General features: G+C 66.3%; 8 protein-coding genes. 3 read left to right on the top strand and 5 right to left on the bottom strand.

Going from position 1 to position 8,972, the window contains the following annotated elements:
• Positions 1–163: 163 nt before the first annotated feature.
• A complete protein-coding gene (locus V6M39_RS12365; protein WP_332644118.1) occupies positions 164–979 on the top strand; it encodes an isocitrate lyase/PEP mutase family protein in 816 nt (271 codons plus the stop codon).
• Between the two features lie 88 nt (positions 980–1,067).
• On the opposite strand, the gene V6M39_RS12360 is transcribed toward V6M39_RS12365, so the two are convergent.
• Together V6M39_RS12360 and V6M39_RS12355 are read right to left on the bottom strand one after the other, a co-directional pair.
• Positions 1,068–1,352: a hypothetical protein gene (locus V6M39_RS12360; RefSeq protein WP_332644117.1), complete on the bottom strand. Its 285-nt coding sequence runs from the start codon at positions 1,350–1,352 to the stop codon at positions 1,068–1,070.
• Positions 1,353–1,369: 17 nt separating this feature from the next.
• Positions 1,370–2,446 (bottom strand): methyltransferase domain-containing protein, encoded by a 1,077-nt coding sequence (locus V6M39_RS12355; protein WP_332644116.1) that lies wholly within the window; start codon positions 2,444–2,446, stop codon positions 1,370–1,372.
• Between the two features lie 125 nt (positions 2,447–2,571).
• Here V6M39_RS12355 and V6M39_RS12350 point away from each other — a divergent pair, with 125 nt between their 5' ends.
• Together V6M39_RS12350 and V6M39_RS12345 are read left to right on the top strand one after the other, a co-directional pair.
• Complete coding sequence (locus tag V6M39_RS12350; protein ID WP_332644115.1) at positions 2,572–3,234, top strand: PIG-L family deacetylase; 663 nt, start codon at positions 2,572–2,574, stop codon at positions 3,232–3,234.
• Positions 3,235–3,265: 31 nt separating this feature from the next.
• A complete protein-coding gene (locus tag V6M39_RS12345) occupies positions 3,266–6,103 on the top strand; it encodes a BTAD domain-containing putative transcriptional regulator (RefSeq protein WP_332644114.1) in 2,838 nt (945 codons plus the stop codon).
• Here the strand turns inward: V6M39_RS12345 and dmpG are convergent.
• From dmpG to V6M39_RS12330, 3 genes are read right to left on the bottom strand one after another with little or no spacing between them, the layout of a single operon-like run.
• Positions 6,100–7,203 (bottom strand): 4-hydroxy-2-oxovalerate aldolase, encoded by a 1,104-nt coding sequence (gene dmpG, locus V6M39_RS12340; RefSeq protein WP_332644113.1) that lies wholly within the window; start codon positions 7,201–7,203, stop codon positions 6,100–6,102. The two genes, V6M39_RS12345 and dmpG, sit on opposite strands and share 4 nt — an antisense overlap.
• Positions 7,200–8,096, bottom strand: a complete 897-nt coding sequence (locus tag V6M39_RS12335; protein WP_332644112.1) for an acetaldehyde dehydrogenase (acetylating) — start codon at positions 8,094–8,096, stop codon at positions 7,200–7,202. Before V6M39_RS12335 ends, dmpG begins: the two co-directional genes overlap by 4 nt.
• 5 nt (positions 8,097–8,101) lie before the next feature.
• On the bottom strand, positions 8,102–8,926 hold the full coding sequence (locus tag V6M39_RS12330; protein WP_332644111.1) for a 2-keto-4-pentenoate hydratase: 825 nt from the start codon (positions 8,924–8,926) through the stop codon (positions 8,102–8,104).
• Positions 8,927–8,972 lie beyond the last annotated feature (46 nt).

The following is an 8,972-nucleotide window of genomic DNA, read 5'->3' as shown; positions in this document are numbered from 1 at the left end:
CTCGGTCTCGTCAGCGCGCTCGCGCAGCGTGGGAAGGAGGTCTCGTACGCCATCGAGTACAGCCTGGGTCATTGCAGCTCCTTGGGAGATCGTCTACGGCCAATACTAGAACACGTTCTAGTAACAAGTCCATTGGTACGGCAACCCTGCAAGACTGGCGCACATGACTGCCCCCGCGAACACCGACCTCGTGGCGTCGTTTCTCGCATTGCACCAGCCTGGCGCCGGATTCGTCCTCCCCAACGCGTGGGACGGCGGATCGGCGCGATTGTTGGAGCAGGTCGGGTTTGCAGCCATCGCCACCACCAGCGCGGGCATCGCGTTCAGCCGCGGAGTCGCCGATGGCGGCATGGACGGGTCGGACATGCTCGACTGCATCGCGCTGATCGTCGAAGCAGTCGAGTGCCCGGTGAGCGCCGACCTCGAGTCCGGATACGGGGACACTCCTGACCAGGTCGCCGACACCGTCGCGGCGGCTGTCGCGATCGGTGTGGCCGGCGGCAATCTCGAGGACGCACAAGTGCCCGGCGAGCTGCTGCCGGTCGAAGTGGGCCGCGAACGCATCGAAGCGGCGCGTGCGGCCGCGCCCAAGGGAACCTTCGTGCTGAACGCGCGCACCGACACGTACATGGCGGCCCATCCCGATGCTTTTGCCGAGACTGTCCGGCGTGCTGAGCAGTACATCGCGGCAGGCGCCGACTGCATTTTCGTTCCCGGCGTCAGCGATGCCGAAGAGATCGGTCGGCTGACCGCAGAGATCGATGCACCGGTCAACGTCGTCGCCGGACTAGTCGAGCCAGTGCTCGACGCTGCCACGCTTCGCAACCTGGGTGTTGCCAGGATCAGCGTCGGCGGCACCCTGACTCGGGCAGCGCTCAGCCTGGTCGACCGCGCCGGGCGCGAAATGCTCGAGCACGGCACATTCAGCTTCGCCGATGGCTTGCTGTCTTACGGCGAGTTCCAGCAGCGGTTCAGCTAGCTGATCGCTTCACACACAAGTGGAATGGCGTCCGACCGCCGACCACGGGTTCACCCGCGATCGGCCGGCCGGTTCCTCCATGGGAGCCTCACGCCGCAAGCTCGTGCGCCGAGGCGCCAATCAGCTGACGTATGGCGCGTAGTGGGAGATCACGCAGCACCACCCCATGCACGATGCCGAACGCCCGAAGCCGTGCAATCTCCGAGCTCTCCCAGTCGATGAGCGCGGCTGCTGCCCCGGGTGAAACGTCCCGAGTCGCAGCCGCCATCGCCTGCAGGACTCGCGACTTCGAATGCGTCCCATCAGCAACGATGGAGTGCGCGGTCCGATCGAGAATCTTCTTCAGTTCGGCGATTGCGCTGTCCGTCTCCACGACCGATGCCCGCGCCATCACGATCGGGCCTCGATCACGAGGTTGGTCGCTGTAGCGACCGCGACATCGGCGGACGTGAAGCCGGCGTCCCGGAATGCACCCGTGAGGCGAGCCGGGCCGGCCTGAGCGCCGAGGGCACTGCCACCTTCCGACATGCTGTGCGGGACGCAGAGCGCCGAGCTGCCGACGTAGAAGACCGCGGCCATCGGATTTGCGAGATTCGCCTCGAGGGTGTCCTCGGCGAACGGCTCGACCGCGACGACCCGGCCACTGGGTGCCAGCGCCTGACGTGCATGGGCGAGTGCCGCCACTGGATCGCCGAAGTCGTGCACGGCGTCGAAGAACAGCACGAGGTCGTACGCACCTTCGTACGACACGGCGTCTGAAACCTCGAAGCGGACGCGATCACTGACACCTGCCTCCTCAGCCGCTGCACGGGCGAGCCGGATCGACTCCTCGTGGTAATCGGCACCGACGAATGTCGAGTTAGGGAATGCCTCGGCCAACATGATCGTCGGCACTCCGAGCCCGCATCCGACATCGAGAACGCGAATTCCGGTCGTGAGGCGTTCCACCAGTCCGTCCACCGCGGGCAGCCACTCGCTAAACAGGGAGTTGCGGTAGGCGGTGCCGTAAAAGCGGGCGACCGCGCTGAACAACCGCGGGTCGTGTTCGTGCCAGGCCATGCCCTCGCCTGTGATGTAGACGTTGGCGAGTCTGTCGGCTGCCGCCCATACCGAGGCGATCAGCTCGAAGCCTGGCATCATCGCGGCCGGACTTTCCTCTTCGGCGAGTACGGCGGCCGCTTCGACCGACAAGGTGAACGAATCCTCAGCCCCGTCGTAGGCGACGTAGCCGTTGGCTGCCTGGGCAGAGAGCCACTCCTGGACGTACCGGGGTGTGACTCCGGACCGTTCGGCGAGGTCGCCCACGCTGGTTGTGCCGAGGTCGGCCAAGGCTCGCCAGAGACCGAGACGGTCCCCGAGGTAGACCAGAATGGCGTTGTAGGCCGCGGCCTGGTCAGCTCCGACCTTGCCAGCGAACTCCTCGAGTCTGCCGAAGTCCAGGGCAGTTGCGTCAATTTGCGCAGTCATGCTGTATTCCCTTCATCGTGGCGCCGGGATCGGTGCCCTCGAGATCCAACGTGGGGGGTCCGACTGGCACCGACCTGTCACAGACGTGACAGACACGTGACAGGTCCGGCCATCACAATGAAGTCATGGAACAACTGGGCACCGTCCTCATGGTCTGGGCACACCCCGACGATGAGACCTATCTGGCCGGCGGAGTGTCGGCACTCCTCACGGATGCGGGCAACCGCGTGGCCTGCATCACCGCGACGCGCGGCGAAGCTGGCGGAGACGGCAACGTACGTACCGTCGAGCTGGAAGACGCACTCGAGGTGCTCGGCGTGAGCGAGCATTATTGGCTCGACTACCCCGACGGTGGATGCGCCGACGTTGACGCCGCCGAAGCCGTCTCCCGGATCCGGTCGCTCATCGACGAGGTGCAGCCGAACACAGTGATCACCTTCGGGCCCGATGGGTTCACAGGCCACCCCGACCACCAGACGGTGAGCGCGTGGACTGACAGCGCCCTCAAGGGCTACGACGCCCGGCTCCTACACCCCGTCAAGCGCCATAAGGTGATGGACCAGGGTCTGGACGAGGAGTTCGGCGTGTTCGAGCTTGGCAGTCCACGGGTTTGCGCGGACGACGAGCTCGCCCTACTGCTAGAACTCACGGGCACCACACTGGACCGCAAGGTCGAGGCCCTGCTGTTGCAGGAATCGCAGACCGGCACGTTGGTCGAGGCCGTCGGGCTCGAACGGTTCCGTACGTGGGTCTCCGCCGAGGCTTTCGCACTTCCCCGAAGCGGGTGACGGCCGCTCCACACTCGGGCACAGTGTGATGGTGAACCGGAGCGAGCTCGCGCTAACCGTCAATGTGCTCGGTCCGCTCTCGCTCCACCTCGAGGACCGGGTGGTCGATGTCCCTGGGTTCAGGCGCCGCGCTCTGTTGGCTCTACTTGCACTGGCGGGCGACCGCGGGCTGACCACAGCACGACTCGTCGACTCGCTGTGGCCAGATGATCCACCCGACAACGCCACACAGGCGTTGTACAACCACATCTCCCGGCTGCGCAGCCAGCTCCAACCGATGTCCGACCGGCTGGAGAAGCGAGAGGGGGGATACCGGCTACGGCTCGAGCCGTACGAGCTTGACGTCGATGCCGTGCGTCGGCTCGGCGCGACCGATCCGCAGGCAGCCCTTGAGCTGTGGCGCGGTCCCGCGCTCGCGGAGTTCGACTCCGTACCCGGTCTCGAGGCAGAGTCAGTAGGACTCGACGAGCTGCGCCTACAGCTGGTCGACGACGCACTCGATGCGCGGCTAAAGCGCGGCGAGACAGTGGCCGTCGAGGCAGCGGCCGCCGCTGCCGAGTCGCCGTTCAGGGAGCGGACCGCTTTGCTGCACATCCGAGCGCTCGCGACAGATAGTCGGTCAGCAGAAGCTCTGGCCAGCGCGCGGGCGTTCCGGAGTCGGCTCGTCGAAGAGACCGGGCTCGACCCGACATCGGCGCTGGCCGAACTGGAGCAGCAGGTTGCGGCCGGACTGGCCGCCGCGCCACCTCGGCCTCGAGTCGCGCGACCCGATGGCCCGATGGTCGGGCGGCAACATGATCGTGAGGAACTTCTTCGCCTGCTCGGCTCCCACGCCGTTGTGACGCTCACCGGTCCCGGGGGTGTCGGAAAGACCAGGCTCGCCCTCGACATCGCTGCCGACGCGATCGAAGCCGTAGTGGTCCCTTTCGCAGTCGTCGACCGCCCAGAGCGAGTGTGCCAGGCGGTCGCCTCGACACTTGGGTTGCGCACGTCCGGCGAGATCGGTCCCGACGACATCGCGGCGGCGCTCACCGACCGAGAGCTGCTGCTGGTTCTGGACAACTGCGAGCACATCGCCGCCGCGTGCCGTGACCTCGTGACCGCGGTGCGGAGGGTCGCACCCGGCGTCAAGATCCTCTCCACGTCACGGGTGACGCTCCAGGTCTCGGGCGAGTACGTCGTACGGCTGCAACCGTTGCCCGTTCCTCGGGATCTCTCCGACCTGGACGCGCTTCGCCGGTCCGCCGGTGTGCGAGCGTTCGTGGAGCACGCGCGCCGGCGCACTCCCGGCTACGAGGTGCCGGCGGACCAGGCAGGAGACCTCGTCGAGGTGCTGCGCCGACTCGACGGCTTGCCCCTGGGCATTGAGCTTGCGGCGCGACAGGTGGCGGTCGCATCGCTGCGCGCCATCCACGAGCGGCTCGATCGCGCGCTCGATCTGTCAACCGGTCGAGAGGGCCCCGAAGTCCACCGGCAACAGACGCTTCGAGCCACCATCCGGTCGTCGTATGAGTTGCTGTCGGCAGATGAGCAACTGCTGCTCCGCGCAATCGCACCGTTTGCGGGCGGTGTGGATCTGGCCACCGTCGAAGCCATGGCCGAGTCCGGCGAGCCTCTGAACTTGCTGCACCAGCTGGTCGATGCGTCGCTGCTTGTGGCGGACCCGTCGACCGGTCGCTATCGGCTGTTGTTCACGGTCCGCGCCTTTCTCATCGATGAGATCCAGCACCTCGGCGAGGCTGAGCTCGTGCATACGCGGTTCGTCGAACGTTGCCTGGTCGTCGCCGAGGAGATTCACGGCGCGATGTTCGGGCCAAACGAGGCATCGGCTGACCGTCGCCTGCGTGACGAGCTGGCCAACCTCCGATCTGCGCGCGACCTCGGGGACGCCGATGAGAGGGTGGCGATCACCCTGGCGGTCAACCGCGTCGTCACGTGGCGTGACCTGCGCGAGATCTGGTCGTGGGCCGACGAGCTAGCGGCAGACTATTCTCTGAACGAACATCCACGCCGGCCCGCGATCCTCGCCGCAGCTGCTGAGGCGGGAAGGCTGGTCGGCGACTTCGAACTGGCCGAGCGCCTGGCCCACGAGGCGATAGCCGTCGCCCAGGAGGATCCCGATTCGCTGGGCAGAGCCCGGAGTGTGTTGGGGGTGGTGGCACATTTCCGCGCGGACTTCGACAAGGCGCGACAGCACTGGCTCCTCGCTGGCGAGGGCACCGTCGACCCGAGTGCCCACATCGGGTCGGCGGCACTCGCGGCGTTGTACGGCGGCGACGGTCCCACCGCACGGCAACTACTCGATCGGGCCACAGACATGGCGATGTGTGGCTCGCAAGACGCGTTCGTGGCGTACGTCGAGGGTGAGCTCCGCGCAAACTCCGAACCGACAGAGTCAGTCGCGCACTACCTAGAAGCGATCGCGATCGCAGGCAGCGTCGGCTGCAACTTCGTCGAGGGCGTCGCCCGAGTGTCGTTGGCGACAGCGCGTGCCCGTACCGGCGACGTCCCTGGGGCGGCCGACGGATTCGCGTACCTGATCGAGTTCTGGCGGCGAACCGACCAGACCACCCAGCTCTGGACGACCGCTAGAAATGCTGCCGAACTCCTCGCCGGGGTCGGGCAATCAGAGCTCGCAGCCCTCCTGCTTATCTCCGCCGACTCGACGCCGGGCGCCGCAGCGGTCGGTCCGAAGATTGCTCGCCACAGCGGCCGGGCGTGGACCCAGGTGACCGAGATCGTCGACGAAGACACACTCCTGCGGCTCCGGTCCGAGCTGGCCGGAGTGGGCAGTGCAGCGGTGCTCGACCGCGCTCTGGTGGAGCTCAAGGGTCTGGCCAACGAATCCGAACCCGAGGGCCAGCCCTAGGCGTTTGCTTCGTTCTTTGCCTTCAGCATCAGGGCGATGTCGATGAGCTGATCCTCCTGGCCTCCGATCAGCTTGCGCTGGCCGGCTTCGAGCAGAATCTGCGCTCCCGAGACGCCGTAGCGGTCGGCAGCGTTGCCCGCGTGCTTGAGGAATGAGGAGTAGACGCCGGCGTAGCCCATCATCAGCGTCATGCGGTTGAGCGTGCACTCCTCCGGCATCGCCGGGCGGATGACGTCCTCGGCAGCGTCGACGATCTGCAGGAAGTCGACGCCGGTGTTCCAGCCAAGCTTGTCGGCGACACCGATGAACGCCTCGAGCGGCGTGTTGCCCGCTCCGGCGCCGAAGCGACGTACCGATCCGTCGATCTGGGTGGCGCCTGCGCGAGCGGCGACGACCGTGTTGGCGACGCCGAGGCCGAGGTTCTCGTGACCGTGGAAACCGATGGTGGCTTCGTTGCCGATCTCGGCGACGAGCGCGTGTACGCGATCCGCGACGCCTTCCATGATCAGCGCGCCGGCCGAGTCGACGACATAGACGCACTGGCAGCCCGCGTCGACCATGATGCGCGCCTGCTTGGCGAGCGTCTCGGGCGACTGGGTGTGGCTCATCATCAGGAAGCCGACGGTCTCCAGACCGAGCTCACGGGCCAGCCCGAAGTGCTGACGCGAGGTGTCAGCCTCGGTGCAGTGGGTGGCGATACGGCAGATCCGACCGCCGTTGTCCTGCGCGGCGCGGATGTCGTCCTTGGTGCCGACGCCGGGAAGCATGAGAAAGGCGATCTTCGCGTTCTTGGCAGTCTCGGCCGCGAGCTTGATGAGCTCCTGCTCGGGCGTCTTGGAGAAGCCGTAGTTGAACGACGATCCGCCGAGGCCGTCACCGTGGGTGACCTCGATGACCGGGATGCCAGCCGAGTCGAGAGCGCCGACGATGTCGCGCACTTCCTGCGGCACGAACTGGTGGCGCTTGTGATGCGAGCCATCGCGTAGGCAGGTGTCAGTCAGCCGGAGGTCGAGCTTGCTCGAGGTGTCGGTCTGCGACCACTTGCGGGCGAGTGCGTCGATCGAAGCGTCGACGCTGGAAACGGGTGCTGGAGTGCTCATTTGATGATCTCCCTTGCGATCGACTCTCCGACGCGAGTCGCGGCGGCGGTCATGATGTCGAGGTTGCCTGCGAATGGCGGCAGGTAGTCGCCGGCGCCTTCGACCTCGACGAAGATGCTGACCTTGGTCATACCCATCGTGGCCTCGGTGGCGTCATCGAACTGTGGGTCCTGGAGCAGTCGATAGCCGGGTACGTACTCCTGCACCGATTTGGCCATGTCGAAGACCGACTGCGAGATCGCGTCGCGATCGGCATCGGCACTGACACCACAGAAGATCGTGTCGCGCATGATCATCGGCGGCTCGGCGGGGTTGAGGATGATGATCGCCTTGCCCTTCTCGGCACCGCCGATCGTCATCACGCCATTGCTTGTCGTACGGGTGAACTCGTCGATGTTGGCGCGGGTGCCGGGGCCAGCCGATGCGCTCGAGACCGAGGCGACGATCTCGGCGTACGGCACCGGCGCGATGCGCGAGACGGCGTAGACCATCGGGATCGTGGCCTGGCCACCACACGTGATCATGTTGACGTTGTCGGCGAGGATGTGTTCTTCGCCGTTGACCGGCGGGATGACCGCAGGGCCGACGGCGGCTGGCGTCAGGTCGATCGCCTTGATGCCGGCCTCGGCGTAGCGCGGTGCGTACTCGCGGTGCACGTATGCGGAGGTCGCCTCGAAGATCAGCTCAGGCAGCTCGTCCTGCTTGAGCAGCCAGTCGACACCCTCGTGCGATGCCTCGACACCGCGATCGCGAGCGAGCTTCAAACCCTCGGACGAGGCGTCAACGCCGATCATCCAGCGTGGCTCGATCACGTCGCTGCGAAGCAGCTTGTAGAGCAGGTCGGTGCCAATGTTGCCCGGGCCGACGATGGCCGCGGTGACTTTGCGGGACATATCTCTTACTCCTCGAAGGAGACGGTCAGGGGCGCGAACCCACTGATGGAAGCCGTGACGCGGTCACCCGCGGCGAACGGCACGAAGGGCCCCAAGGCCCCGGACAGGATCAGGTGTCCCGCACGCAGCGGATCGCCGAAGCGCGCGGCCTGGACGGCGAGCCACCTCAGCGCCTCAAGTGGGTCGCCCAGACAAGCAGCGCCGGTGCCGGCCGAACGCTCCTCGTCATTGATGGTGAGGCTCATCACGACGTCGCGCGGCTCGATCTCCGACAGCGGGAGCCCCGCGTCGCCGATGACGTACAGACCGCTCGACGCGTTGTCAGCGACCGTGTCGGTGAACTCGATATTCCAGCCTTCAATGCGCGAGTCGACGATCTCCAACGCGGGAATCGCGACGTCGACGGATTCGCGGACGAAGTCGAGGGTGATCTGGTCCTCGGGCACGTCGATGTCTCGGCTCAGCCGGAAGGCGACTTCCGCTTCGACTCGAGGCTGTACGAGAGTGCGCATCGAGATCGGGGTGCCGTTGACGCCGTAGCTCACATCCATCTCGTCGAGCAGATAGCCGAAGTCAGGCTGGTCCACACCGAGCTGCTTCTGCACGGCCTCGGAGGTGGCGCCGATCTTGCGGCCGACGACGGTCGCACCTGCGGCAAGCCGCTTCTGGACGAGTCCCTGCTGCACGGCGTATGCCGCGGGCAGGTCGTCGGTTCCGATCAGATCGCGCACTGCTGCGCACGGCACTCGGGTTGCCAGCGCCTGCGCAAGCCGCTCGGTGGCCGCAGCGATGGCGGCAGGATCTGCCTTGATGGAGGACACATCCGCCATACTAGAACCTGTTACAGTTTTGCGGTAGTTCACCCCGACGGAGGTC

Source organism: Aeromicrobium sp. (assembly GCF_036675695.1).
Classification (GTDB): domain Bacteria; phylum Actinomycetota; class Actinomycetes; order Propionibacteriales; family Nocardioidaceae; genus Aeromicrobium.
The sequence above is the reverse complement of the archived record's forward strand: the minus strand, read 5'-3'. Positions and strand labels throughout refer to the sequence as shown.